General features: G+C 60.9%; 19 protein-coding genes. 10 read left to right on the forward strand and 9 right to left on the reverse strand.

Annotation, left to right across the window (positions count from 1 at the left end; all coding sequences use genetic code 11):
* Nucleotides 1–40 precede the first annotated feature (40 nt).
* The 4 genes from OCT39_RS15560 to OCT39_RS15575 are packed head-to-tail and all read right to left on the reverse strand — an operon-like array spanning nt 41 to nt 5,192.
* Nucleotides 41–1,558 (reverse strand): sodium:solute symporter family protein, encoded by a 1,518-nt coding sequence (locus OCT39_RS15560; protein ID WP_263585347.1) that lies wholly within the window; start codon nt 1,556–1,558, stop codon nt 41–43.
* Nucleotides 1,551–1,739 carry a hypothetical protein gene (locus tag OCT39_RS15565; RefSeq protein WP_263585348.1) on the reverse strand — a complete coding sequence of 63 codons (189 nt, stop codon included), beginning with the start codon at nt 1,737–1,739 and terminating at the stop codon, nt 1,551–1,553. Before OCT39_RS15565 ends, OCT39_RS15560 begins: the two co-directional genes overlap by 8 nt.
* A 44-nt stretch (nt 1,740–1,783) precedes the next feature.
* Complete coding sequence (locus OCT39_RS15570; protein WP_263585349.1) at nt 1,784–4,714, reverse strand: c-type cytochrome; 2,931 nt, start codon at nt 4,712–4,714, stop codon at nt 1,784–1,786.
* Nucleotides 4,707–5,192 carry a (2Fe-2S)-binding protein gene (locus OCT39_RS15575; RefSeq protein ID WP_263585350.1) on the reverse strand — a complete coding sequence of 162 codons (486 nt, stop codon included), beginning with the start codon at nt 5,190–5,192 and terminating at the stop codon, nt 4,707–4,709. Before OCT39_RS15575 ends, OCT39_RS15570 begins: the two co-directional genes overlap by 8 nt.
* A 487-nt stretch (nt 5,193–5,679) precedes the next feature.
* Here OCT39_RS15575 and OCT39_RS15580 point away from each other — a divergent pair, with 487 nt between their 5' ends.
* The 7 genes from OCT39_RS15580 (at nt 5,680) to OCT39_RS15610 (ending at nt 12,326) form a co-directional block, all read left to right on the forward strand.
* Complete coding sequence (locus OCT39_RS15580; RefSeq protein ID WP_263585351.1) at nt 5,680–6,846, forward strand: FAD-dependent monooxygenase; 1,167 nt, start codon at nt 5,680–5,682, stop codon at nt 6,844–6,846.
* On the forward strand, nt 6,843–7,676 hold the full coding sequence (locus OCT39_RS15585; RefSeq protein ID WP_263585352.1) for an alpha/beta fold hydrolase: 834 nt from the start codon (nt 6,843–6,845) through the stop codon (nt 7,674–7,676). The genes OCT39_RS15580 and OCT39_RS15585 overlap by 4 nt, the downstream gene beginning before the upstream one ends.
* A gap of 12 nt (nt 7,677–7,688) precedes the next feature.
* Nucleotides 7,689–8,456 carry an Asp/Glu racemase gene (locus OCT39_RS15590; protein ID WP_318152971.1) on the forward strand — a complete coding sequence of 256 codons (768 nt, stop codon included), beginning with the start codon at nt 7,689–7,691 and terminating at the stop codon, nt 8,454–8,456.
* Between the two features lie 5 nt (nt 8,457–8,461).
* Nucleotides 8,462–9,100 (forward strand): isochorismatase family protein, encoded by a 639-nt coding sequence (locus OCT39_RS15595; RefSeq protein ID WP_263585353.1) that lies wholly within the window; start codon nt 8,462–8,464, stop codon nt 9,098–9,100.
* 161 nt (nt 9,101–9,261) lie between these two features.
* Nucleotides 9,262–10,230, forward strand: a complete 969-nt coding sequence (locus OCT39_RS15600) for a Bug family tripartite tricarboxylate transporter substrate binding protein (RefSeq protein WP_263585354.1) — start codon at nt 9,262–9,264, stop codon at nt 10,228–10,230.
* Nucleotides 10,231–10,271: 41 nt separating this feature from the next.
* A complete protein-coding gene (locus OCT39_RS15605) occupies nt 10,272–10,787 on the forward strand; it encodes a tripartite tricarboxylate transporter TctB family protein (protein ID WP_263585355.1) in 516 nt (171 codons plus the stop codon).
* Between the two features lie 21 nt (nt 10,788–10,808).
* Entirely contained in the window at nt 10,809–12,326 is a 1,518-nt protein-coding gene (locus OCT39_RS15610) for a tripartite tricarboxylate transporter permease (protein ID WP_263585356.1), read from the forward strand.
* A 32-nt stretch (nt 12,327–12,358) separates the two neighbouring features.
* On the opposite strand, the gene OCT39_RS15615 is transcribed toward OCT39_RS15610, so the two are convergent.
* On the reverse strand, nt 12,359–12,847 hold the full coding sequence (locus OCT39_RS15615) for a MarR family winged helix-turn-helix transcriptional regulator (protein WP_263585357.1): 489 nt from the start codon (nt 12,845–12,847) through the stop codon (nt 12,359–12,361).
* A 251-nt stretch (nt 12,848–13,098) separates the two neighbouring features.
* On the opposite strand from OCT39_RS15615, the gene OCT39_RS15620 reads away from it, so the two are divergent.
* Together OCT39_RS15620 and OCT39_RS15625 are read left to right on the forward strand one after the other, a co-directional pair.
* Nucleotides 13,099–15,363: a xanthine dehydrogenase family protein molybdopterin-binding subunit gene (locus OCT39_RS15620; RefSeq protein ID WP_263585358.1), complete on the forward strand. Its 2,265-nt coding sequence runs from the start codon at nt 13,099–13,101 to the stop codon at nt 15,361–15,363.
* A 267-nt stretch (nt 15,364–15,630) separates the two neighbouring features.
* Nucleotides 15,631–17,634, forward strand: coding sequence for a methyl-accepting chemotaxis protein (locus OCT39_RS15625; protein WP_263585359.1), 2,004 nt, complete (start codon nt 15,631–15,633; stop codon nt 17,632–17,634).
* Between the two features lie 108 nt (nt 17,635–17,742).
* Here the strand turns inward: OCT39_RS15625 and OCT39_RS15630 are convergent, their stop codons facing one another.
* The 4 genes from OCT39_RS15630 to OCT39_RS15645 all read right to left on the reverse strand — a co-directional run bounded on the left by OCT39_RS15630 (nt 17,743) and on the right by OCT39_RS15645 (nt 22,743).
* The gene (locus OCT39_RS15630; protein WP_263585360.1) at nt 17,743–19,185 is read right to left on the reverse strand and encodes an NAD(P)(+) transhydrogenase (Re/Si-specific) subunit beta; all 1,443 of its coding nucleotides are present in this window, start codon (nt 19,183–19,185) and stop codon (nt 17,743–17,745) included.
* A 16-nt stretch (nt 19,186–19,201) separates the two neighbouring features.
* A complete protein-coding gene (locus OCT39_RS15635; RefSeq protein ID WP_263585361.1) occupies nt 19,202–20,773 on the reverse strand; it encodes a Re/Si-specific NAD(P)(+) transhydrogenase subunit alpha in 1,572 nt (523 codons plus the stop codon).
* A gap of 319 nt (nt 20,774–21,092) precedes the next feature.
* Nucleotides 21,093–22,562 (reverse strand): sodium:solute symporter family protein, encoded by a 1,470-nt coding sequence (locus tag OCT39_RS15640; RefSeq protein WP_263585362.1) that lies wholly within the window; start codon nt 22,560–22,562, stop codon nt 21,093–21,095.
* The gene (locus OCT39_RS15645) at nt 22,555–22,743 is read right to left on the reverse strand and encodes a hypothetical protein (RefSeq protein ID WP_263585363.1); all 189 of its coding nucleotides are present in this window, start codon (nt 22,741–22,743) and stop codon (nt 22,555–22,557) included. Before OCT39_RS15645 ends, OCT39_RS15640 begins: the two co-directional genes overlap by 8 nt.
* Nucleotides 22,744–23,069: 326 nt before the next feature.
* On the opposite strand from OCT39_RS15645, the gene OCT39_RS15650 reads away from it, so the two are divergent.
* Nucleotides 23,070–25,043 (forward strand): methyl-accepting chemotaxis protein, encoded by a 1,974-nt coding sequence (locus OCT39_RS15650; protein WP_263585364.1) that lies wholly within the window; start codon nt 23,070–23,072, stop codon nt 25,041–25,043.
* Nucleotides 25,044–25,097 lie beyond the last annotated feature (54 nt).

Below are 25,097 nucleotides of genomic sequence, written 5' to 3' on the forward strand. Positions count from 1 at the left end.
CTGCGTCAGCGCAGAGGGCGGTTAAGCCCCGTTCAATGCATCAGACGGTGGCTTTGCTGTCAGCGCTGCTCGAAGTATTAGCCGACATGCGCTTTTTACGGCCCAGTTCGTCGGTAATCGCGCCCAGAAAGGCATCTGCGGAAGCCTGGTCGGGTTGAGTGGCGAGGCTCACGCCAATGAACAAGACCGTAGAGACGACGATGCCCCAGATGCCCGAGGGTAGGCCAAGCAGAGAGTTACCGGTGGCATACATGCCAAGTACGAAAACGCTGGTACCTACCACGCTCGCCAGAGCGCCAGCGCCGGTACCGCGTTTCCAGAAGAAGGCGCCGATGATCGCAGGCACCATAGCGACCAGCCCGGAAGAGGCGGCCACCGACAATACGGCGATCAAATCCAGCTGCAGTTCGGCAAAGCCCAGCGCAAGCAGTGCAATGATCGGTACGACGATTTTCCCCATCATCAATTGACGCTTCTCGTCGACACCGGGCTTGGCATTGGCATAGACGTCACGCGAGAGCATCGAGGCTAGCGTGAGCATGATCGAGTCAATGGTCGACACCGCCGCGGCCATGATGCCGATCATGACGATCACACCCAGCAAAGGCGGCACGAACTCGGAGGCCAGCAGCGAGGGCGTGGCCAAGTCCGCTCGCTCGAGCCCCGGAAAGGCAGCGAGCGCGGAGAAGCCCCAAAGCACCGAGACCAGTGTGTAGATGAAGCCGAACCCCAAAAAGCCAATCAGCATCTGGCGCATCGAGCGCAGCGAAGACGGCATGAACAGGCGCTGGCTCACCTGCGGGTTGGAAAGACTAAAAAAGAACCAGGGAATGCATAGCCCCATGAAGGTAACGAAGCTGAAAAGCCCGGATCCCGGCACGCTGAGCGAGGCAGGATGATCGGCTTGAAGCGTGCCGAACAGTCCGCTAAAGCCGCCCAGCCCCTGGATGACCAGAAACGCCACCAGAGTCGATGCCACGATCATCATCAGCGCCTGTAATGAGTCGGTCCACATCACTGAACGGATGCCCGCTATATAGGAAAAGAAGATAGCGATCGCGGTCGCCATCACCACGCCCGTCGTGAAGTTGATCGCACCATCGGTCATGCCTTCCAGCAGATAGCCAACACCGGCAAGCTGTACGGCGGAATAGGGGATCAGGAAAATACAGCTGGCCACGGAAACGGCCATGGCTACCCGCTTGCTGTTATAACGGTGCCCCAGCATCTCGCTGGGGGTCACGAAGCCGAACTTCTTACCGACCGCCCAAAAACGCGGGCCGAAGATCGCCACCAACGAAACGCCGGCGAAATAGATAATCTCGAAGCCCAACGCCCCGACCCCGCCGGCGTAGGTAAGTCCGGCAAGGCCTACCATCATGAAAGCGCTATAGGTGGTGGCGCTGTAGCTCAGCGCCGAGACGAACCCGTTCATCTGCCGGTTGCCCAGAAAGTAACCCGACATGCTCTCCGCCGGGCCTTGGCGAGATAGAAAGGCGATACCGACCGCGATCAATAGATAAATGCCGATGGACCACCAAATCATCGATTCAGTCATTGTCGTGCTCCTCGAAATCCTTGGTGATATGAACATTCAGCACAATGATGGCGAGCCCTGCACAGCTCCACAGCAAAAAGCTGCCGTACCACGCGTTGATATTGGTCAGCAGGGTGTACGGCACAAGGCAGCTCAATAGCACCACCAGCCAGACGGCCCATATCCACTTGCTTCGTTTCATGATCCACCTCGTTTTGTATCGTTAGGAAGAAAGGTCGTGTTGTTTTAGTGAGGTTGGCGTGTTTCAGCGACGCGTTGTTCGAGTTGTTGCCACATGGGCGCCTCGGGCGCGAAGCGCGCCCGTAGATAAGCCGTTAACGTTGCGACCTGTGTATCGCTAAAGCTGTCGGCGAAACCAGGCATGCTGCCCGTACCGGGAACGGCGGTATCGTGTACACCGCCCATGATCGATTGAATGACGTTGTCAGGCCGGTCACTGTGCAGATTGGTATTGAGTGCAAGCGAGGTTGAAGCCTTGGTAAACCCAGGCACGCCGTTATCCACATGGCAGGCCGCGCAGGCGCCCTGGAAAAGCTGCGCCCCCTCTTCCATGCCTGCAGGCTCAGCGCTCGTGGCGGCGGTCAAGCGCTGGGCCTCGGCTCGAGCCGAAGAGGCGTCTTCGGCCGGCGCTTGCATCTGCTGCGCCACATAGTGGGCAATTGCGCGAACGTCGTACTCTGGCAGCTCGCCGAGCCCGGCTACCACCGGCGCCATCGGCCCTGAGGCAACGCCGTGCAGCTCGGAGCGCCCATGGCGCAGGTAATCGAAGAGCGAGCTTTCGCTCCAGGCCACCGGCGAGCGCGACAGTGTATTGAGCGCCGGCGCCTCCCACCCATCTACTACGGCGCCCGCCAGGTACTGCTCGCCCTGCTTCTCGGCGCCCATTGCATTGCGCGGGCTATGACAGGCGCTACAGTGTCCAAGCCCCTCGGTTAGGTAGGCGCCACGGTTGTATAGCTCGCTCTGGGTAGGGTCTGGCTGAAAGGGCGTGGGGTCATGATAGAGCGCCTGCCAAGGCGCCATGAGCGCACGCACATTGAAAGGAAACGTCAGCGCGTTTTTCGGTGCCGGTGCAGACACCGCCGGCTGTGCCATCAAGTAAGCGTAAAGCGCCTGGAGATCTGCATCACTGGTCTTGGCAAACGCGGTGTAGGGAAACGCCGGATAGAGGTGGCGCCCGTCGCGACCGACCCCCTCGCGCATGGCGCGCTCGAAGGCCGCAAAGGACCAGCTACCGATGCCCGTCGCTTCGTCTGGGGTAATGTTGGTGCTGTAAAGTGTGCCGAAGGGGGTCTCGAAGGCGTGTCCGCCGGCATTGGTGGCCCCACCCTCGGTCGTGTGGCAGGCGGCGCAGTCGCCCGCCGCCGCAACCAGCCGTCCCCGCTCGATGGTCTCGACAGAGTAGAGGTTGGCACCGGGCCGGGTGATCGGGGTGATCGCTCCTTTCCACGGCCAAGCCATGACCGCACTGCCCGCCACCGTCGTCAGCGCCGCCGCCGCGAGCCAGCGCCGCCGAGTCGCCTTCTTGCGCGGTGGCTTCGCACCGGGCGGTAAGCCTTTTCGACATTCGGGATCCTGTTCGTCAAGGGCCTGGCGCACGCGCCCGGCGGTGAAGGGGGGCTCGCGAAAACGCACGCCGGTGGCATCGAACAGCGCATTGGCGATAACGGCGACGCCGGGGGCAAATTCGGCGTCCTCCAGGACCAAGGGCAAGGTGGATGAATCCGCAGGCTTTGAGAACGATGACGTCGAAAGTTCTGTCGTGCGCGTCGCGAGCGCGTTTGAAGAAGTCTCCGGCGTCTGACCATCACCCCACTCATCGAAGGTCGGGGCGCGGCCGAGCAGCCCGCGCGATTCGCCCAGCACCCGCTCCTGGAGGGTTTGCTGAAGGTGTGCCGTGTCCACCTCGTCGCCGCTATCCTGTCCTACCACCAGCCGCGTCAGCCGGACATCGCCGGTCACGCGGTTGACGTCGACATCGGCAATCCAAGCGGAGCGCACACCGCTTTCCAAGCGCTGGTGGCGGTCGGGAAGCTGGGCGTAGGCCAAGCCTCGCCCTTTCAAGATGTCGCTCGCGGATGGCTCTGCTGGCTCTTTCTTCGGCCAGCCGGCCTGACGAGCCACAGAAGTAAGCAACTCGCTACCCCGGTCATCGTCCAGGTGATCCAAACGTAGCGTTAACGGGTCCTCCCCCCTCGCGTGGGCGAGCTCATCGACGAACGCCTCGCGAGCAAAGGTCTGCTGCACGTCCTGAAGCGTCATATTGGCCGCGGGCCGCTCACCGGTGTGCGCCGACAGGTGCGATTGTTCGAAACGGTAGGGGGTAAAAAGCAATGTTTTACGTTCAGTCTGCGCCCCGAGGGTCGCCCGCCCGCTCAGCAGTAGCCCAACGGCCGCGACTTCGCCGTTGGCGTAGGCCTGACGATACCGATAATGCGAAATGGTTGCGTCATTTTGGTGCGTCGCACTCAGCATCATACGCTGCGCCCGACCCAGCGCTTTCACGTCGGCTTCGTACGCCGCGCTAAGCCATACGGCCACCGGGGCGCCGACCGCCTTCGCCAGCAGCGCCGCATCCACGGCGGCGTCGTCACCACAGTGGCGACCCAGACCTGTCGCCAGTGCCTTGCCATCCGGGGCATGCAATGTGATCGCCGTACCATCGACCGATGTGGCCAGACTCAGATCGTGGCGCAGCGCCTCGGGGGTGGCGGTTCGCGTCCATACATTCAATGCAGCGTCGCGGCTTTCAGCGATCACCCATTCCGGTATCTCGCCCCAGCGCAAGCGGCTTGGCCAACCATAATCGCGGGCAAACGCGTCTTCTGTGTTTTGTTTTTCAAGAAGGGTTTCGCGCTGCGTATTAGCCACCGAGGCAGGCTTCTCCCAGCGAAGCACCAGGTGCTGGGCCGCATTGCGCGCGGACTCAAAGGTCGTTGCGACCACCCCGACAAAATTACCTTCAACGACAACACGTGTCTCGCACCCCAAAGCACCAATCGAAGTGTCATCGACGCTTATCAACCGGGCGCTTTCGAAGCGCTCGCCGGTCCAGCCATAGGTAGGCGGGCGAATCACCACGCCATAACGAAGCCCGGGCAATTGAGCGGGCAGCGTCTTTTGTGCTGAAGATGAAGCGCCCAGCGACTTACGCATCCAGGCCTCCCCGCCGGTCGGCCTCAAGCTCCACGGCCAGGTGCGCCGCCGACAGAATTTCCAGGTGAGTACCGCAGCGGCATAGGTTGTGATCGAGCGAGGCCAGTATCTGTTCGTCGGAAGGGGTGGCGGTATGGTTAAGCAACGAGCGAATACTAACGATCATACCGTTCAGACAATACCCGCACTGGGCGGCTTGGGCGTCGATAAAAGCCTGCTGCACCGGATCCAGGCGCTGATGTTCGGCAAGCCCTTCAAGCGTTGTGATCTCGAAGCCTTGCACCGCGGCTACCGTCAATACGCAGGCGCGCGCCGCGACGCCGTCGACCAGCACGCTGCACGCCCCGCACTCGCCGAGCCCACAGCCATACTTCGGCCCATTCAGCGCCAGGTCGTTGCGCAGAACGGCCAGCAACGGCGTATCCGGAGAAACGGCCAATGTATGGTGCTGGCCATTTACGTTTAACTTCAGCGTCATAGGGGATGACCATCGTTATTGTTGAAGTCGTCTGTCGTTGGTGGTGCGTCTTAAGCTCTACTGCTTAGCAGATCTGCGTTTTAGTGCAGCCAAGCGATGCCGCTATTCGCTTTTAAAGCAGCGTTTTTTCAAGCCGACCCGATGGTTGGGAAATCGACTCGGCACCATAGAAGTGCATACCTTTAAAGCCTGGGCATTAACAGTGCATACGTCTTAAATAATGCATATAAAACGTATATCATTCCCGCTGCATTACAATCAAGTCTTAATTAAAAAAACCTATAAATTAATTAATAATGTTTAAATTCATTAACTTATAAATTAAACACACTATACGAAGAGTTTATATAATTGACGTGCGTTTTTTCTTGACCAAAAAATAAATGGTGTATACGTTATTTAACAAGAGATAATGGCTACTTTTAAGAGGCCTTAGGCGCTCTCCTGGCGCCAGCCATACGCCAATAAAAAGCGAGGAAACGACTCCATGAACGATAAACCCACCATTGCCGTTATTGGTGCAGGCTTGGGCGGCGCCGCGGCGGGCGCCTTGCTGCAACAGGCTGGTTATCCCACCAAGGTGTACGAACAGGCCCCGTCCTTTTCTCGCTTGGGCGCAGGCATACACTTAGGGCCCAACGTGATGAAGGTCATGCGTCGCATCGGCATCGAAGACAAGCTCGATGCCATGGGGTCTCACCCGGATTACTGGTTCAGCCGTAACGGCATGACCGGCGAATATCAGTCGCGCATCCCCTTGGGCGAATACGCCCGGGAGCACTACGGGGCGTCTTATATCACCGTGCACCGCGGCGACTTACACGAACTCATGGTCGACACTCTTGATCAGGACCAGCTCTTTTTCGACAAGCGCGTGACCGACGTCGACGACAACGGCGACAAGGTCCGTTTAACCTTCGCCGACGGTACGGTCGAAGAGGCAGATCTGGTAATCGGCGCTGACGGCGTCAACTCGCAGATTCGCGAAAAGCTACTGGGTACGGAAGCACCGATTTACAGCGGCTGGGTCGCCCATCGGGCCATCATCTCTGCCGAGAAGCTCAAGGCGTATAACCTGGATTTCGAAGCCTGCGTAAAGTGGTGGTCCGAGGATCGCCACATGATGGTCTATTTCGTGACCGGCGATGAAAAAGAGTACTACTACGTGACCGGCGTGCCGGAGCCCGACTGGAATCACGGCACCTCGTTCGTCGATAGCTCTCAGGAAGAGATGTTCGAGGCCTTCAAGGGGTATCACCCGACCGTTCAAGCGCTGATCGAATGCACCGAGTCGGTCACCAAATGGCCGCTTCTGGAGCGTAACCCCTTGCCACTTTGGCACGACAACCGTCTGGTGCTATTGGGAGACGCTTGCCACCCCATGAAGCCGCACATGGCCCAAGGCGCCGCCATGGCCATTGAAGACGCCGCCATGCTGGTGCGTTGCCTGGAAGAAGTGGGCGCAGACGACTACCACGCGGCTTTCGAGCTTTACCGCGCCAACCGCTTCGAGCGCGCCTCTCGCGTGCAAAAGGTGTCCCACGACAATACCTGGCTTCGTGAAGAAGAGGACCCGGCGTGGGTCTTTGGTTACGACGTGTTTGAAACACCGCTGAAAACACCGAACACCGCCAACGAGGAGAATCCGGCATGACCGACACAATCTCCAACAGCGCATATCAGTACGGTGCCAACGTTCACGCCAACGGTATTCGTCAGCACTACCTGCGCTTTGGTGGCGAGGCCTCAAGCACCGGCCAACCGCTGGTGATCATCCCGGGCATCACCAGCCCCGCCATTACCTGGGCGTTCGTGGCTGATCGGCTGGGTCGCCATTTCGATACCTACGTGCTCGACGTTCGCGGGCGCGGGCTGTCCTCGACCGGCCCAGAGATCGCCTACGATACCAACACCTGCGCCGATGACGTCGTGGCCTTCGTCGAAGCCTTGGGTCTCAAGAACGTTGTTCTGGCCGGACACTCGATGGGCGCGCGCTTTGCGCTTCGCGCTATGAATCGCGGTGCCAGCGGTATCGACAAGCTGGTGTTGATCGACCCGCCGGTCTCCGGCCCTGGTCGACGAGAGTATCCCAGTAAGCTGCCTTGGTACGTGGACTCCATCAAGGACTGCACCGAAGGCGCCGACATCGACACCATGCGCACCTACTGCCCCACCTGGAGCGAAAAACAGCTTCGCCTACGCGCTGAGTGGCTGCATACCTGTTACACGCCCGCCATCGTGCAGACCTTCGAGGAGTTCCACACCGTCGATATCCATCAGGACTTTCCGAGTATCGAGGTACCAACGCTTTTGATCTGCGCGGGCAAAGGCGGGGTGATTCAGCCAGAGGATCGCGAAGAGATTCAGACCCTACTGCCGTCGATTCGCATCACCACCGCCGACAACGCCGGTCACATGATTCCATGGGACGATTTCGAGGGCTTCTTCACCGCCTTCGACGATTTTCTTGGCACTTCACTTTAAGAGAGCGCTGCCATGACTTCTGATAACAAGACCTACCGTATCGGCCAGATCGTGCCGAGCTCCAACATCACCATGGAGACGGAAATCCCTGCAATGCTGACCGCGCGTCAGTTGATCAGGCCGGAACGTTTCACGTTCCACTCCAGCCGTATGCGCATGAAAAACGTCAGCAAGGACGAGCTGGCCGCGATGGATGGCGAATCCGACCGCTGCGCACTGGAGCTTTCCGACGCCGCCGTAGACGTCATGGGGTACGCCTGTCTCGTGGCCATCATGTCCATGGGGCCGGGCTATCACCGCGAGTCTCAGAAACGCCTGCGCATCCGCACCCAGGAAAACGACAGCGATACGCCCATCGTAACCAGCGCCGGCGCGCTGGTCGACGGCCTGCACGTGATGAAAGCCAAGCGTGTGGTGGTCGTGGCGCCCTACATGAAGCCGCTCACCGAGATGGTGGTGGACTACATTCGCCAGGAGAACATCGAGGTCGTCGACTATCGGGCGCTGGAAATTCCCAATAACCTGGACGTGGCGCGCCACGACCCGGCCAACCTGCCGGATATCGTGGCCAGTCTCGATCTGACCGACATCGATGCCATCGTGCTATCGGCTTGTGTCCAGATGCCCTCGCTTGCGGCGGTGCCCAAGGTCGAGGCGCTGACCGGTAAGCCGGTGATCACCGCCGCTATCGCCACCACCTACGCCATGCTCAAGGCGCTGGATATCGAACCGATCGTGCCCGGCGCCGGGGCGCTGCTCTCGGGCGCTTATCAGGAGTAACGGTCATGGCGACACAGGACAGCTCGGTTCAGGACAACTACCGGGGCGTATGGGACGGCCGGATTGGCTTCGGGCGGAAAGCAGCGCTGCTGGTGGTGGACTTCATGAAAGGCTACGTGCTGGAAGAGTCGCCGCTCTACGCTCCCGGGGTGGTCGAGGCCGTGGCCAATATGCCGGCGCTGCTCGACGCCGCCCGGCAAAGCGCCACCCCCATCCTCCACACCAACATTCTTTACCACGCCCCCGAGCAGATCGACGGTGGTGTCTGGGTGAAGAAATCACCGGTGATGCGCGCCATGGTGGCGGGCAATCCGTTTGCCGAGTTTTGCGACGAAGTGACGCCCGCGCCGACGGAGCCGGTCATCACCAAGCAGTACGCCAGCGCTTTCTTCGGCACCTCGCTTGCCTCGATGCTGGTGGCGATGGAGGTCGACACGATTATCGTCACCGGCTGCTCGACCAGCGGCTGCATTCGCGCCACTGCCGTTGACGGGCTGCAATACGGCTTTCGCGTCATGGTCGTGCGCGACTGCGTGGGCGACCGCCACCCGGACCCACACGAGGCGAACCTGTTCGATATCGACAGCAAGTACGGCGACGTCATCGATCGGCAAACGGCCATCGATCATCTCCAGAAACGCTGACCAAAACGCCCGAGAGACCGCTATTTTTCGGGCGTTTCCGACCAACGACTCATTATTCACCACTTAAAAAAAGGAGCCCCCTCAACGCACGCCTTCACTCACCAACAACCACAACAAACGCTTCGCGTTGATCCCCCCTGACCCCTTGATAGGTAACCGACATGACCTTTCGCCGCTTGATCGTAGCTTCCACCCTGGGCCTGGCCCTGAGCTCCAGCATCCTGGCCGATGAATTTCCCGACCGCGCCCTCACTCTCGTCGTGCCTTGGCCCGCTGGCGGTGCGTATGACCTAGCCGCACGCCTGATGGCCGACCACGCTAGCCGCGTGCTTTCCGTGCCCGTGGTGGTGCAAAACGTAACCGGCGCCGCCGGCTCTACCGGGGTTCGCCACGTGGCCGAGTCCGCCGCCGATGGCTACACCCTGGGGATGATGGGCACCCATGCCATTGCCCAGAGTTACATGAACCCTAATGCGACGCCCCTGGACGAACTCGATCCGCTGGTCTTCATCGGCCCGGAACCCGCTGCCCTTGCGGTAGGAAGTGGCACTGGCATCGAGGACCTGGACGCCTACCTCGACATGCTCGAAGGCGCGCCGGGTGCGATCATCAACGGCAACGATTCCCCCGGCGGCTTCTCCTTTATCGCGGCCAGCATGCTCGAGGCGCAGTTCGACGTCGAACTGACCAAGATCCCTTATCAGGGCTACGCACCGACGCTTTCGGCGCTGCTTTCTGGTGAGGTGATGTCGGCACTTTTACCGATACCGCTGCTCGCTGACCAGCACGAGTCGGGTCAGCTCAAACTGCTGGGGGTCGCCGCCACCGAACGCCATCCCTTCGCCCCGGACATCCCTACCTTCCAGGAGCAGGGCTACGACTTCACGGCGGAGGACTTCTTCATGCTGTACCTGCCTCAAGATGTCTCGGATGAGCGCCGTGACGCCTTGGCTTCAGCCTTCTACACGCTGCTCGAGGATGACGATTTTCAAACAGCAGCCAGCGATGTGGGCCTGGTGATTGCTCCCAAGGACCGAGAGGCCACGAATCGCTACCTTAGTGACCGCGCCGACGAGGTCTACGGTATTCTCGAAGCCGCCGGGTTGGTGGATGCCGAGCTGACGCGCTAAGCACGCAAACTCTGGTTCGTCTTGTCTTGGGAGATAACACCATGCGTTCGTTTGCCTCTCGTATCGATCGCGTTGCACGGCGCGACCTGGCCTGCGGGCTCTTGTTCAGCACCGTCGCCCTGGCCGGTTTTTTCGACCTTTATACCAACCCGCAGTTGCTGGATAGCCTGGGCCGAGGCCCCGACCCGGGGCCGGCGCTTTTACCACTGGTCATACTGAGCCTAATTATGTTCGGCGGCGTGCTGCTGTTGCTCAAGGGTATGGCCGGCTGGGCGTCGAAACGCCGTTCACCTGCCGAGCGGCAAACGCCAGACGCCGCGTTCAGCCGCCACGCCCATGCCGCGGCGCTACTCGCCTCGCTGCTGGTATTGCCAAGCGTCGAGAGTTGGCTGGGCTTCATGGTAGCCGCCTGGCTGTTTGCCGCGCCGTGGCTGGTCTGGCTCGAGTATCGCCGCCATGCAAAGCGCCGCGCTCTACTGGTGGGTATCACCATGGCCGCGATGCTCGCGCTTTCGCTGCACCTTATCTTCATCACACTGCTCGGGGTGGCGCTATGATGCCCAAGCCAGGAGACGATTATGCTGATCGATAGTTTCTTCACGGCGCTATTGACGACGCTGCTATCCCCTTGGGGGTTGACGCTGGCGGTGCTGGGCACCCTGCTGGGCATCGTGCTTGGTGCGCTGCCCGGGGTAAGCTCTACCATGGCGCTGGCCATTTTATTGCCATTAAGCTTTGGCATGGACCCAGCATTTGCCATTCTGTTTTTGCTCTGTGTCTTCGTTGCCAGTGTCTATGGCGGCTCGATCTCGGCCATTTTGATCAATATTCCCGGCACGCCCGGCGCCATCGTTACCCAGTTGGACGGGCATCCGCTGGCGCGCGCAGGCCGGGCCAAGGAAGCTCTGGTCTATGCACTGGTGGCCTCCTCCATTGGCGGGGTCGTTGGTTTGGTGCTTTTGGTGCTCATCGCACCGCTGCTTGCCTCGATCGCCATGAGCTTTAGAAGCCCGGAGTTTACGGCGATCGCGGTATTCGGTCTGGTGCTTTTAGCTTACGCTTCGCCAGGTTCGACGGTGCGCGGACTTTTGGTCGGTGCCATCGGACTCTTATGTGGCATGGTCGGCTTTGACGCCTTAACGGACGTATCGCGCTTCACCTTCGACACGCGCGGCCTGCAAGGCGGCATCGAGCTGGTGCCGCTGTGCGTGGGGCTATTTGGTCTTGCCGAGGTGCTCAGGCACTTGCACGGAACTCACCGCCCCACCCCGGAGGTCGACGCAAGCGCCACGGCCATGCCGCTGCCCGGAATTGGCCAGATCGCCAAGCGCTGGGCATCGATGCTGCGCGGCTCGTTGATTGGCGCGCTGGTCGGCGCCGTTCCCGCTGCCGGCTCGGCGATTGCGGTGGCCATCGCCTATGCCCAGGAAATACGCTTTTCCAAACACCCGGAGCGCTTTGGCCATGGCGCCATCGAAGGTGTGGTGGCGCCCGAAGCCGCCAATAGCTCGAGCATCGGCGGTACATTGATCCCCATGATAACCCTGGGCGTACCGGGGGACGCGATCACGGCGGTGTTGATGGGGTCACTGCTGATCCATGGCCTGCGCCCGGGGCCGATGCTGTTTGCCAACAACCCGGAGTTCGTCTCGAGCCTTTACGCCGGATTCTTTATCGCGCTGCTGCTCACACTGGTCATCGGCCTTTTGCTGATGCGCTGGCTGCCTTGGGTGCTGCGCATTCCTTCTCATACGCTGCTCATCGGCATCGCGTTACTCTGTGTGGTGGGATCCTATGCGATTCGCAGCAGCATGGCGGACGTCTACATCATGCTGGCATTCGGCGCGGTGGGGTACGTGCTGTATCTGTTATCCCTGCCTGCCGCGCCGCTGGCGTTCGGTTTGATTCTCGGGCCTTTACTCGAGGAGAACCTGCGTCGCAGTTTGCTGCTGGGACGGGGCTCCTGGGAGGTGTTTCTACACAGCCCGATCGCACTGGGCCTGATCGGCCTATCGATTCTGGCCATCGCCTTGCCGCTACTGGCCCCGCTTTGGGTGCGCCTTGGCAAGGATATCAAGCGCGCGAAGCTACCGTGACGCAGTGCGGTGCGGACAGGCAAAGCGCGGTCTTAGGGCAGCGTATCGGCATTCATTTTTTCCAGCAGGTGCATCAGCGCGATACGCTCGGCCGGGTTGAGGTTCGCCATGGTGGCGTCGCTGGTCTCTTTGGCCTTGGGCACCATCGCTTCCACCAGCTCCTCACCCGCCTCGCTAATCACGACCATCACCTTGCGCTGATCAGAAGGATCCGTGCTCAAGCTCACCCAGCCACGTGCCTTGAGCCGTTTGATCACGCCTCGAATGGTCGCGGGATCGATGGCCGTCGCATTGACGATATCGGTCAAGGAGCTAGGACCGCGCTCCATGACCGTACATAGCGTCACGAACTGAATGGCGGTGAGCTGCTTATCGGTGGTATGACGCTGAAAGATCGCAATGTGGCGCTGATACGCCTTGCGCAATAAATGTCCGACCTGCTCGGAGAAGTCGTATCCCTGTTGCGATGGCGTGGCATGGTCGTGGTGTGTGCCATCGTGCGCTGAACGATCCGATGTCATTCAAACTCCCTGGAGTAAACGTTGATTTTTAAACGATGTGAAAAGTAAGCGGTGGCACTGAAAAGCCGGGGCTTATAAAGAAAATTCTTTTCACGCAAGGCAAACATACGACATATGCCAACTATTTATGGTGTGTACATTATAATTTCCTATTAAATGCAAGCAACCCTTGATCCCCAGCCGAGCATTTCATCAAGGTTCTCAATAATGGTTTTAACGGCGTTTCAATGACAATAACGCGGGAGGCTCCCTTGAGCAGCAACGACCACAGTGGCGTTCATTACGACCGTCAAGCACTCTTGAACGATAATGACCTGCTCATCGTTTATCGAGACGCGCTGCCCTCGCCCATACCGGCGCCCGGCCAACCAGGTACCCACTCGGATTTCGTACCGACCGAGCCGGAGCTCTTCATCGCCATCCTGGCCGATGGTCGCGTGCTGGCGTTCAACGGGCATGTGGATCTAGGCACGGGGATTCGCACCGCACTGGCCCAAATCGTCGCCGAGGAGCTCGGTACGCCACTCAACGCGGTCACCATGGTGCTGGGCAACCCTTTTGAAGTGCCCAATCAGGGCCCAACGCTTGCCAGCGCCACCATCCAGATCACCGCCGAACCCTTGCGCCGTGCCGCCGCTCAAGCGCGCGAACACCTGCTGGATCTTGCAACGCGGTATTTCGGTGTCGAACGTGCACTTTTGGTCTGCCGCGATGGTTGCATTACGACTGAAGGAGGTGCCTTGCCAGCAGTAGCGTATGCCACACTGCTCGAAGGCGCCCGCCACGCCTTGAAACTCGATATCAACGCGCCGTTGAAATCCGCCGATACCTATCAACTGGTGGGTCACTCCTGCGCCCGTGTGGACATTCCCGGCAAAGCCACCGGGGCGCTGACCTTTGTACATGATGTGCGTGTGCCCGACATGCTGCATGGGCGGGTGATACGGCCACCCTACGCGGGCCATGACCGCGGGGCCTTCGTGGGCACTTCGCTAATCTCCGTCGACGTTGCCTCGGTCAAGCTCATGCCCGGCGTCATCGAGGTCGTCGTGATCGGCGATTTCGTTGGCGTGGTGGCTGAGCGCGAAGAGCAGGCAGCCAGGGCCGCCCGCCGGCTCAAGGTGACCTGGCGCACGCCCGAGTCGTTACCCGACCTGGAGAATGTCGAGCAGGCACTTGTCGGGCTCAAGGCCACCCGGCGCGTACTGCTCGAAGAAGGCGAGGTAGACGCGGCGCTAAACACGGCAACGCATCGCGTGCAGCGCCGTTATCTCTGGCCCTTTCAGCTTCACGGCTCGATCGGCCCATCGTGTTCGGTGGCCGATTACCGTGAGGGCAAAATCGAAGTCTGGTCCGGCACCCAGAACCCGCACAGCCTGCGCGCGGATCTGTCGCGCCTAATGGGTTTGGACGAAGGCGTCATCACCGTGACCCGCATGGAGGCGTCGGGCTGCTACGGGCGCAACTGCGCCGACGATGTGGGCGCCGACGCAGCGCTCCTTTCCCGGGCCGTCGGCAAGCCGGTGCGCGTTCAGCTCACACGCGAACAGGAGCATCTATGGGAACCCAAGGGCGCGGCTCAATGCATGGAGGTCGATACCGGCATCAATGACTACGGCGAACTTGAAGGCTATCGGTTCGTTACCCGCTATCCTTCCAATAACGCGCCGACGCTGGCGCTTTTGCTGACGGGCACCCAAGCGCCGAGCGACGTACCGTTTCAAATGGGCGATCGTACCTCGGTTCCCCCGTACCGCTACCGCCATCGCTATATCGCCTCTGACGACGTGCCTACACTGGTACGCGCCTCCTGGTTACGAGGCGTCTCCGCCATGCCCAACGCCTTCGCCCACGAAAGCGCCATCGATGAATTGGCCTACAAAGCGGGCGAAGATCCGGTGACCTTTCGAGTACGCCACTTGAACGATCCAAGAGCGGTGGAGCTAGTGAGCGCTCTGGCCGAGCGCGCGCATTGGGATGCTCGACCGGCATTCAGCACGCCGCGCTCGAACGACGGCTGGCACTACGGCCGGGGTTTCGCCTACGCCCAGTATGTGCACAGCAAGTTTCCGGGATTTGGAGCAGCACTCGCTGCCTGGGTCGTCGAACTCAAGGTTCACCCTGCTAGCGGTCGTATCGTCATCGAGCGCTTGTACGTCGCCCAAGACGCTGGGCTGATAGTGAATCCGGCGGGAGTACGTCATCAGGTACAAGGCAACATCATTCAAACGCTCAGCCGCACCCTCAAGGAGTACGTTTCTTTCGAGCAAGGCATGCCGGTCAATCGTGAATGGGGAAGCTACCCCATTTTGCGCTTTTCAGAGTTACCCGACATACAGCTTTTGATGATTGAGCAGCCCCACCAGCCGCCGCTCGGAGTGGGCGAGTCTACATCGCTGCCCGGCGCTCCGGCGATTGCCAACGCGCTGTTTGACGCAACCGGTGTTCGTTTTACTCGCCCGCCCTTCACCGCCGAGTCGGTTAGAAGGCTTCTTAAAGAGCCGATTACGGTATAAACCATATCGGCACGATCGATGAACAAGGAAGGCGGTGTTATGAGAGTAGATGTACCGACGGTTGGATCGAGTCCACTGTCTCCAGCGCCAATATACTTTTAAGCCAAAAAACAACAACGATCTTTAAACGAAAATAAAGCAAGATGCCGACCTTTTAGCTCAAGTTACCCACGGATCCGCCGTTATCAGTTAAGTAAAAACACTAACAATGTATCTATGCTCGCGCCGGCTCGGCGGCGCCCGACTTTTTTTCTACTGGGGATATCAATGAGTAAGTTTGCTCGTCTTTCGTTAACGCAAAAGCTGCTTTTCGCGGTCGCGTTACCCTTGCTGGCCGTGGCGCTCGTGCTGGGCGTGGTGGTCAATTTTCAGCTTAATCAGGCGATACCGTCGCTGATCAACAATACTGCCGCTCGTCAGGTAGACGCGCGTGCCGACGAGATAGGTCGCTGGATCAATGGGCTGCGAAGCTGGAATGCAACGCTTGCTCAGGATGAGCGGCTGGCCGAAGACGTTCCACTCTCTTCCCATCTCGAGTGGCTTGCCAAACGCTATCCCGACAATGGCGCTATCGAGTCACTGTTTTTTGCCAACGCTCAGGGGGATACGCTGACTCACGCCGGCGTGCGCCTGGATATTTCCGAGCGGGGTTATTTTCGCGAGCTGGTCGTCGACGGCACCGCGGATACGCTGCTGGCAGATCCGGTGGTTTCCATGGTGAGCGGACTACCCACCGCGCTGATCGTCGATACCGTGTTCGATGATAGCGGCAACCGCATCGGCCTTTTGGGTATTACCGTGGCCATGTCCGCCGTTTCCGATATCACGACGAACATCAATGTCGGCGAAGGCAGCTACGGCTGGATGATCGATAGCCAAGGCCAGGTCATTGCCCACCCGGAAGCGTCATATCGCCTGGCACTCAACTACACCGAAGGCGATCAGACCCACGGCTATGAAGGGCTGAGTGCCTTGAGTGCGCAAATGCTTGATGGCACGCCAGGTGCCGGCGAGATCACCATGCCAAACGGTGAGCACAAGCGACTGATGTGGAACCCCGTCGACGGCACGTCCTGGGTCGTGGGTACGACCATCCCCATGACGGTGTTCACCTCGGTGACCCACGGGCTTTTGCTTTCGCTGCTGATTGTCGGGCTGGTGCTCTTCGGGCTCTTGCTGGTCGTGGTGGCGCTGGCTGCACGCCGCGCGCTGGCGCCCATCAAACATACCGCCAGCGCCATGGCGGATATCGCCCAGGGCAAGGGTGACTTGACGCGCCGGCTGGAGGTCAAGACGCAGGATGAAGTGGGTGATCTGGCGAAGGGCTTCAACGCCTTCGTCGAGCGCATGCAGGGCACGTTGCTGGAAGTGCGTAATAACGCGCAGACGGTGCTGATCGGCGCCGGCGACATCGCCGATGGCACCCGGGAGCTTTCGTCGCGGACCGAGCAGGCGGCGGCCAATTTGCAGGAAACTTCCGCGTCGATGGAGGAAATTCATTCGACGGTCGCGCATACCTCGCAAGCGTCCGAGCAGGCCAATGGCCTCGCCTTCGAAGCCGCCGGCGCCTCCCAGCGCGGTAACGAGTCGATGCGCCAGATGCAGACCAAGATGCAGGCGATCAACGAATCCTCACACAAGATCAGCGACATCATCGGCCTGATCGACTCGATCGCCTTCCAGACCAATATCCTGGCGCTCAACGCCTCGGTCGAGGCGGCGCGCGCCGGCGAGCAGGGTCGCGGCTTCGCCGTCGTCGCCAACGAGGTGCGCACCCTGGCCAGCCGTTCGGCCACCGCCGCTCAGGATATCCGCGCGCTGATCGACGTCTCGGTCAGCCACACCCAGGAAGGCAACCAGATCGTCGATGCGGTCGCCCAGCAGATGGGCGCGATCCACAAGAGCATCACTCAGGTCACGGACGTGATGGGCGAAATCGCCGCTAGTGCGCGCGAGCAGACCTCGGGGATCGATCAGGTCAACACCGCGGTAGCAGAGATGGACACCATGACCCAGCAAAACGCCAGCATGGTCAGCCAGAACGCCTCGCTCGCCGCGCAGATGCGCGAAAACGCCGAGCGCCTGGACCGGCTGATGAGCGAGTTCGTGCTGGGCAACGAGTCGCCTTCGTTCGCCTCTGCGCTCTCCTCTACCGGACGCGCTTCAGCAGGGCCTTCTGCGTCTCAGGGCACCTCCGCGCTGCCCTCGCCGGCCAAGCCCGTCGCGCCGCGCAAACCACAGCCGGAAGTGGCGGAGTGGGAAGAGTTCTAACGCCTCGGACCGACGTCACGTTTACCCTTGAAGGGCTGTCCGTCAACAGCGGCCCATAAAAAAACCCGCGATCCTGGATCGCGGGTTTTTCGTTCCGGCCCGGTGAACTCAGTCCACCAGCGGCAACAGCGTATTCAGGCTTCCCCGCGCATCGCCGTAGAACATGCGACTGTTCTCCTTGTAGAACAGCGGGTTCTCGATGCCGGAGTAGCCGGTGCCCTGGCCGCGCTTGGAGATGAACACCTGCTTGGCCTCCCAGACCTTCAACACCGGCATGCCGGCGATCGGGCTGTTCGGGTCTTCCTGCGCCGCCGGGTTGACGATGTCGTTGGAGCCGATGACGATCACCACGTCCGTCGAGGCGAAATCGTCGTTGATTTCGTCCATCTCCAGCACGATGTCGTAGGGCACTTTCGCCTCTGCCAGCAGCACGTTCATGTGCCCCGGCAGACGGCCGGCGACCGGGTGGATGGCAAAGCGCACCTCCTTGCCGGCGGCGCGCAGCTTGCGCACCAGGTCGCTCACCGCGCTCTGTGCCTGGGCCACCGCCATGCCGTAACCCGGCACGATGATGACGCTATCGGCATCGTTCAAGGCGCTGGCCACGCCGCCGGCGTCGATCGCCACCTGCTCGCCCTCGATCTCCGCCGCCGGGCCCTGGCTTCCACCGAAGCCGCCGAGGATAACGTTGACGAAGTTGCGGTTCATCGCCTTGCACATGATGTAGGAGAGAATCGCGCCCGACGACCCCACCAGCGCCCCGGTCACGATCAGCAGGTCGTTGGAGAGCGTGAAGCCGATCGCCGCCGCCGCCCAGCCGGAGTAGCTGTTGAGCATCGATACCACCACCGGCATGTCGGCGCCGCCGATGCCCATGATCAGGTGGTAGCCGATGAAGAACGCCAAACCCGCCAGTACCAACAGCGTCCAGAAGCCGGCGCCGTTGAGATACAAAATGGCCAGCAGTAGCGAGAGCACCGCCGCACCCGCGTTGAGCAGATGCCCGCCGGGCAGCTGGCGCGGCTTGCCATCGACCTTGCCGGCGAGCTTGCCGAACGCGATCACCGAGCCGGTAAAGGTCACCGCGCCGATGAAGATGCCGAGCACTACCTCGACCTGCAAGAACGTCAGCTCGTCCGGCGCCTTGGTGGCCACCAGCGCGGCGAACGCCGAAAACTCCTGCATCACGCCGTCGGCAGCGCGCGCCGCCAGCACCCGGCGACGCTCGAGATCCGCGCTCCAGGCGACGAACACCGCCGCCAGGCCCACGAAGCTGTGCAGCGCCGCCACCAGCTGGGGCATCTCGGTCATCTCGACCTTGCGCGCCAGATACGCCCCGATCGCCGCCCCGATCGCGATCATCGGAATCAGCCAGCCATAGCCGCCGATACCGGGGCCGAAGGCGGTGAACAGCACTGCCACCGCCATGCCGACGATACCGTACCAGACGGCGCGCTTGGCTTTTTCCTGATTACTCAACCCGCCCAGCGAGAGGATGAACAACACACTCGCCGCGATCGCCGCGGCGGATACGAACCCTTGACTCAGCATACCGTTTCTCCGCCGCTCAGGACTTCTGGAACATGGCGAGCATCCGGCGTGTCACCAGAAAGCCCCCCACGATGTTGATGGTCGCGATCAGCACCGAGATCGCCGCCATGAGCGTGACGATCGCGCTGCCCGAACCGATCTGCAGCACCGCCCCCAAAATGATGATGCCGGAAATCGCGTTGGTCACCGCCATCAGGGGCGTGTGCAGCGAGTGGCTCACTTTCCAGATCACCTGGAAGCCGATGAAGCACGCCAGCACGAAGACGATAAAGTGCTGCATGAACGAGGCCGGTGCGACCTGGCCGAGCAGCAGCATCAGTGCCCCGCCCACGGCCAGAAGCGTGACCTGGCGTTTGGTCTGGGATTTGAAGGCGGCGGTCTCTAGAGCCTTCTTCTCCTCGGCGGTGGGCTCTTTCTCCTTTGGCTTGGGCTTGGACGCGCCGATCGCTTTCACCTTCGGCGGCGGCGGCGGGAAGGTGACGTCATTCTGGTGCGTGACCGTAGCCCCGCGAATGACGTCATCGTCCATGTTGTGATCGATCACGCCGTCCTTTTCAGGCGTCAGGTCGGTCAGCATGTGGCGAATGTTGGTGGCGTACAAAAGCGATGACTGTGTGGCCATGCGCGAGGGAAAATCGGTGTAGCCGACCACGATCACGCCGTTATCAGACACCACCCGCTCATCGGGCTTCGTCAGATCGCAGTTGCCGCCCTTCTCGGCGGCGAGATCGATGACTACCGAGCCCGGCTTCATGGCCGCGACCATGTCCTCGAGCCAGAGCTTCGGCGCAGGCCTGCCGGGAATCAGCGCGGTGGTGATGACGATGTCGACATCGGATGCCTGCTCGCGGAAGCACTCGAGCTGCTTCTCGCGAAATTCCGGGCTCGAGGGCGCAGCGTAGCCGCCGCTTTCCGAACCGTCCTGGGCGTTGTCGAAGTCGAGAAACAGAAACTCCGCCCCCATCGATTCGATCTGCTCGGAGACTTCCGGGCGCACGTCAAAGGCGCGTACCACGGCACCCAGACTCGTGGCGGTGCCGATGGCAGCAAGCCCGGCCACGCCGGCGCCGATCACCAGCACCTTGGCCGGCGGCACCTTGCCCGCGGCGGTCACCTGGCCTGTGAAGAAGCGCCCGAAGTTGTTGCCCGCCTCGATCACCGCGCGGTAGCCGGCGATGTTGGCCATCGACGAGAGCGCGTCCATCTTCTGCGCCCGCGAGATCCGCGGCACCATGTCCATGGCGATGACCGTCGCGCCCTTGGCGCGGCACTTCTCGAGCATCGCCTCGTTCTGGGCCGGCCAGAAGAAGGAAATCAACGTCTGGCCCTCGCGCAGGCGCTCGGCCTCCTCATCAGAAGGCTCGCGCACCTTGATCACGACCTCGGCGGCCTCGAAAATCGCTTGGGCGGTGTCGACCACCGTCACCCCGGCGTCGCGGTAAACCTGATCGTCGAAGCCTGCGGCCACACCGGCCCCGGTCTCGATCAGGCACTCGTGGCCCAGCTTTTGAATCTGCCCCGCGCTCTCCGGGGTGAGCGCGACCCGCGCCTCGCCCCGGCTGCTCTCTTTTAGTGCGCCTATTTTCACTCGTCGTCTCCCCTGAATGAGAAAGCCCCGCCGCGCCTACTCGCCAAGCGTCGGCGCGGCATCGAAACGCGGCCCGGTACAGAGCCGCCTCTTGTTGTCCAGCAAGTGTTATCTACCCAGGCACCGGTAATTTCAAAACCACCCGCAATCTCAAAACCAGCCACTATGTAGTAATATTACGTTCATCACTATTCGCATTTCGGCTAAGACGCTTAAACCGTCGTCCTGTCACCCATCGATCTATCACCCATAGCCCTATCACCTATAGCCCTATCGCCCGCTGCCTTGGGCGCTTCTCGCAAAGTATAAGGACTGCGGGTTAGCGTCTTTTGGTCAGTACGTCGTTCACCGCGTCTAAAAACGCCACCCGGGACGGCTCGTGGGGCGTGGTCAAAAGGCTCCCACCAACGAACAACAGCGTTGCGACGGCGATGCCCCAGATACCCGCCGGTAGCCCCCAAAGCGCGTTGCCGGTCGCGTACATCGTGAGAACGAACGCGCTGGTGCCCAGAATGCTTAAAAGCGCGCCGAACGCCGTACCGCTCTGCCAGAAAAACGCGCCAATGATCGCCGGCACCACGGCGACCAGCCCCGACGAGGCAGCCACAGAGAGCACCGCGATCAAATCGAGCTGAAGCTCGGCAAAGCCCAGCGCCAATAGCGCGATCACCGGGACGACGAACTTGCCGACCAGCAGCTGGCGCTTTTCGCTCACATCATTTTTTACGTGCGCATACACGTCCCGCGAGAGCATCGAGGCCAGCGTCAGCATGATGGAGTCGATGGTAGAGACCGCCGCCGCCAGAATACCGACCATGACGATCACGCCCAGAAGCGGCGGAATGAAGTCGGAGCCCAAAAGCGTGGGGGTGGCGAGATCCGCTCGCTCGAGCCCTGGAAAGGCCGTCAGCGCGGAAAAGCCCCATAGGATGGACACCAGGGTATAAACGAAGCCAAACACCATGAAGCCGATCAGCATCTGGCGCATGGCCGAAAGCGACGCCGGCATGAACAGCCGCTGGCTCACCTGAGGGTTGGAGAGGCTAAAGAAAAACCACGGGATACTCAGCCCCAGAAACGTGGTCAGGCTGAAAAGTCCGGAACCGGGGACGGTCAAGGCGTCAGGGTGTTCGCGGGCGAGGGTATCGAACAGCTCGCCAAAACCGCCCAGCGCCTGAATGACCAACAGCGCGACCAGCGTCGAGGCGACGATCATCACCAGCGCCTGCAGCGAATCGGTCCACATGACCGAGCGGATGCCCGCCACATAAGAGAAGAAAATCGCGATCGCGGTGGCCAGCAATACCCCGGTGGTAAAACCGATCGCCCCGTTGGTCATGCCCTCCAGCAGATACCCCACCCCCGCGAGCTGCACCGCGCAGTAGGGAATCAAAAAGATACAGCTGGCGATCGACATCGACAGCGCCACGGCCTTGCTGTGATAGCGAAAACCGAGCATTTCGCTGGGCGTGACGAAGCCGAACGCGCGGCCGACCGCCCAGAAGCGCGGCCCGAAAATCGCCACCAGCGACACCCCGGCGAAGTAGATGATCTCGAAACCGAGCGCGCCCACGCCGCCGGCGTAGGTCAGCCCGGCAAGCCCTACCATCATGAAGGCGCTGTAGGTCGTCGCGCTGTAGCTCAGCGCCGAGACGAAGCCGTTCATCTGCCGGTTGCCCAAAAAGAAGCCCGACATGCTCTCCACGCCCTTCTGGCGGGAGAGAAAGGCGATCATCACCGATACCGCAAGATAAGCGACAATGGCCATCCAGATCATCGATTCAGTCACGATCGTGCTCCTTGAACCCCTTGGTAATGAACACGTTCAGCGCAATCACGACGACGCCCGCCACGCTCCAAAAAAGAAAGCTGCCGTACCAGGCCGCCACGTTTGAAAGCAGGGTATAGGGTACCAGGCAGCACAGCACTACCAGCATCGCGATAGCCCCTATCCACTTGTCCCGCGCCATAGGTCACCTCGTTGTGTTGTTTTTAAGTCCAGCGAGCAAGCATACACGCCAGATCGCCGTAAACGCTTCCCTGATACTCAGGTAAACGCCGAAATCCCATAACATAATGCAAAATTTCGCCATTTTAATTAAATGCGAACATTTTTATTAAAGTCGTCGCCTCGTGAGTCGTTATTACAACGGGTGCCGTAGCCCTGGGCAAGCTTCTCCGCTCGACCGATTCGCCAGCGTACGAGGTCGTGTTGCGCCCTGGTCGTAAAACGATGCCGTAAAACGATTCGTGACAACCACGCCGTCAAATAATGTCGTAAAAACCGAGGCCATCAATGCGCAAGCTTTCTCACCTGTCGTTGACCCAAAAGCTGCTGTTCGCCGTGGCGCTGCCGCTATGCGGGGTGGCTATCGTGCTGGGCATCATCGTTCAAGCCCAGTTGAGCCGGGCCATTCCATCGCTGATCGACAACACGGCCATGCGTCAGGTGGACGCCCGGGCCGACGAAGTCAGCCAGTGGCTGAACGGCTATCGCAAATGGCTGAACGTACTCGCCCAGGACGAGCGCCTGAGCCGGGGCGCACCGCTGGAGAGACATGTGGACTGGCTTGCCAAACGCTATCAAACCGACGGCACGATCGAGTCCCTGTTCGTTTCTGACGCGCAGGGCAATACCATCAACCAGGAAGGGATGGTGCTCAATATCGCCGAGCGCCCCTATTTCCAGGCGCTGATGACCGATGCCACGGCGGATCGCATGCTGCTCGACCCCTTCGTCTCCAAGGCAACCAACGAGCCCGCCGCGCTCATGGTGGAAACACTCTTTAACGAGCAGGGCCAGCGCGTGGGGATCATCGGCATCGCCCTATCGCTCGATACCCTCTCGAGCGTGACCACCGATATCGATGTCGGAAAAGGCAGCTACGGCTGGCTCATCGACAGCCAGGGCCGCGTGATTGCACACCCCAACGCGGATTACCGGCTCACACTCAACTACGCCGATGGCGATGAAACCCACGATTACGAAGGGTTGAGCGCGCTCAGCGGCGATATTCTCAGCGGCGAGCCGGGCACCGGCGAGATCGTCATGCCCAGCGGCGAGCGCAAAACGCTGATCTGGAGCCCGGTCGATGAGACGTCCTGGGTGGTCGGCACCACGGTGCCGATGTCGGTCTTTACCGGCGTCACCCACCAGCTTTTGATGTCGCTGTTGATCGCAGGCGTCGTGCTGTTCGGCCTGCTGCTGATCGTGGTGGCGTTCGCCGCGCGCCGCGCGCTCGCCCCCATCAAGCACACCGCACGGGCCATGAAGGATATCGCCCAGGGCAAGGGTGATTTGACCCGCCGCTTGAGCGTCGACACCCAGGATGAAGTGGGCGATCTGGCCCAGGGCTTCAACGCCTTCGCCGAGCGCATGCAGGCCACGCTTTCAGAAGTACGCCACAACGCCCAGACGGTGCTGGGCACCGCCGTGGACATGGCCGATAGCACCCAGGAGCTTTCCACGCGCACCGACCAGGCGGCCGCCAATCTTCAGGAGACCTCGGCCTCGATGGAGCAAATTCATTCGACGGTCGCCCATACCTCCCAGGCCTCCGAACAGGCCAGCGGACTCGCCGTGGAGGCGGCCAGTGCGTCCCAGCGGGGCACCGAGTCGATGGCGCGCATGGAAGAGAAGATGGCCTCCATCAGCGAGTCCTCGACGAAAATCAGCGACATTATCGGACTGATTGATTCCATCGCCTTTCAAACCAACATTCTGGCGCTCAACGCCTCGGTAGAAGCCGCTCGCGCCGGTGAACAGGGCCGCGGGTTCGCGGTGGTGGCCAACGAGGTTCGCACCCTGGCCAGCCGCTCGGCCAGCGCGGCTCAGGAGATTCGCACACTGATCGACGTCTCGGTCGATCACGCCCAGCAGGGTAACGATATCGTCCGCCACGCCGCCCAGCAGATGCGCGAGATTCACCGCAGCATCACCCAGGTCTCCGACGTGGTCGGCGAAATCACCGCGGGCGCTCGCGAGCAGACAGCAGGCATCGAGCAGGTGAATACGGCAGTAGCGGAAATGGACACCATGACCCAGCAAAACGCCGCCATGGTCAGCCAGAGCGCCTCGCTTGCAGCAGGCATGCGTGAAAATGCCGAGCAGCTGGATCGGTTGATGGGTGAGTTCATTCTCGATCACACCACCCACGTCGCAACCCGGCACCCGGCCAAACCCTCTTCATCGATACCACCTCAAACACCGGCAGCGCCCAAAGCGCTTGCCAAACCCTCGGTGGCCGAACCGGAGTGGGAAGCGTTTTGATATCGCTCTCCTGGTAAAAGAGAGCACCTGAGACAACCGGGGCCGCACTGGCTG

The sequence above is a fragment of the Halomonas sp. GD1P12 genome, assembly GCF_025725645.1.
In the GTDB taxonomy this organism is placed as follows: Bacteria; Pseudomonadota; Gammaproteobacteria; order Pseudomonadales; family Halomonadaceae; genus Vreelandella.

Coding starts and splice junctions, on each gene's coding strand:
- OCT39_RS15570 (WP_263585349.1), bottom strand. CDS start 4,714: ATGCGTAAGTCGCTGGGCGCTTCATCTTCAGCACAAAAGACGCTGCCC.
- OCT39_RS15605 (WP_263585355.1), top strand. CDS start 10,272: ATGCGTTCGTTTGCCTCTCGTATCGATCGCGTTGCACGGCGCGACCTG.
- OCT39_RS15565 (WP_263585348.1), bottom strand. CDS start 1,739: ATGAAACGAAGCAAGTGGATATGGGCCGTCTGGCTGGTGGTGCTATTG.
- OCT39_RS15600 (WP_263585354.1), top strand. CDS start 9,262: ATGACCTTTCGCCGCTTGATCGTAGCTTCCACCCTGGGCCTGGCCCTG.
- OCT39_RS15575 (WP_263585350.1), bottom strand. CDS start 5,192: ATGACGCTGAAGTTAAACGTAAATGGCCAGCACCATACATTGGCCGTT.
- OCT39_RS15590 (WP_318152971.1), top strand. CDS start 7,689: ATGACTTCTGATAACAAGACCTACCGTATCGGCCAGATCGTGCCGAGC.
- OCT39_RS15625 (WP_263585359.1), top strand. CDS start 15,631: ATGAGTAAGTTTGCTCGTCTTTCGTTAACGCAAAAGCTGCTTTTCGCG.
- OCT39_RS15630 (WP_263585360.1), bottom strand. CDS start 19,185: ATGCTGAGTCAAGGGTTCGTATCCGCCGCGGCGATCGCGGCGAGTGTG.
- OCT39_RS15585 (WP_263585352.1), top strand. CDS start 6,843: ATGACCGACACAATCTCCAACAGCGCATATCAGTACGGTGCCAACGTT.
- OCT39_RS15610 (WP_263585356.1), top strand. CDS start 10,809: ATGCTGATCGATAGTTTCTTCACGGCGCTATTGACGACGCTGCTATCC.
- OCT39_RS15615 (WP_263585357.1), bottom strand. CDS start 12,847: ATGACATCGGATCGTTCAGCGCACGATGGCACACACCACGACCATGCC.
- OCT39_RS15580 (WP_263585351.1), top strand. CDS start 5,680: ATGAACGATAAACCCACCATTGCCGTTATTGGTGCAGGCTTGGGCGGC.
- OCT39_RS15650 (WP_263585364.1), top strand. CDS start 23,070: ATGCGCAAGCTTTCTCACCTGTCGTTGACCCAAAAGCTGCTGTTCGCC.
- OCT39_RS15560 (WP_263585347.1), bottom strand. CDS start 1,558: ATGACTGAATCGATGATTTGGTGGTCCATCGGCATTTATCTATTGATC.
- OCT39_RS15645 (WP_263585363.1), bottom strand. CDS start 22,743: ATGGCGCGGGACAAGTGGATAGGGGCTATCGCGATGCTGGTAGTGCTG.
- OCT39_RS15595 (WP_263585353.1), top strand. CDS start 8,462: ATGGCGACACAGGACAGCTCGGTTCAGGACAACTACCGGGGCGTATGG.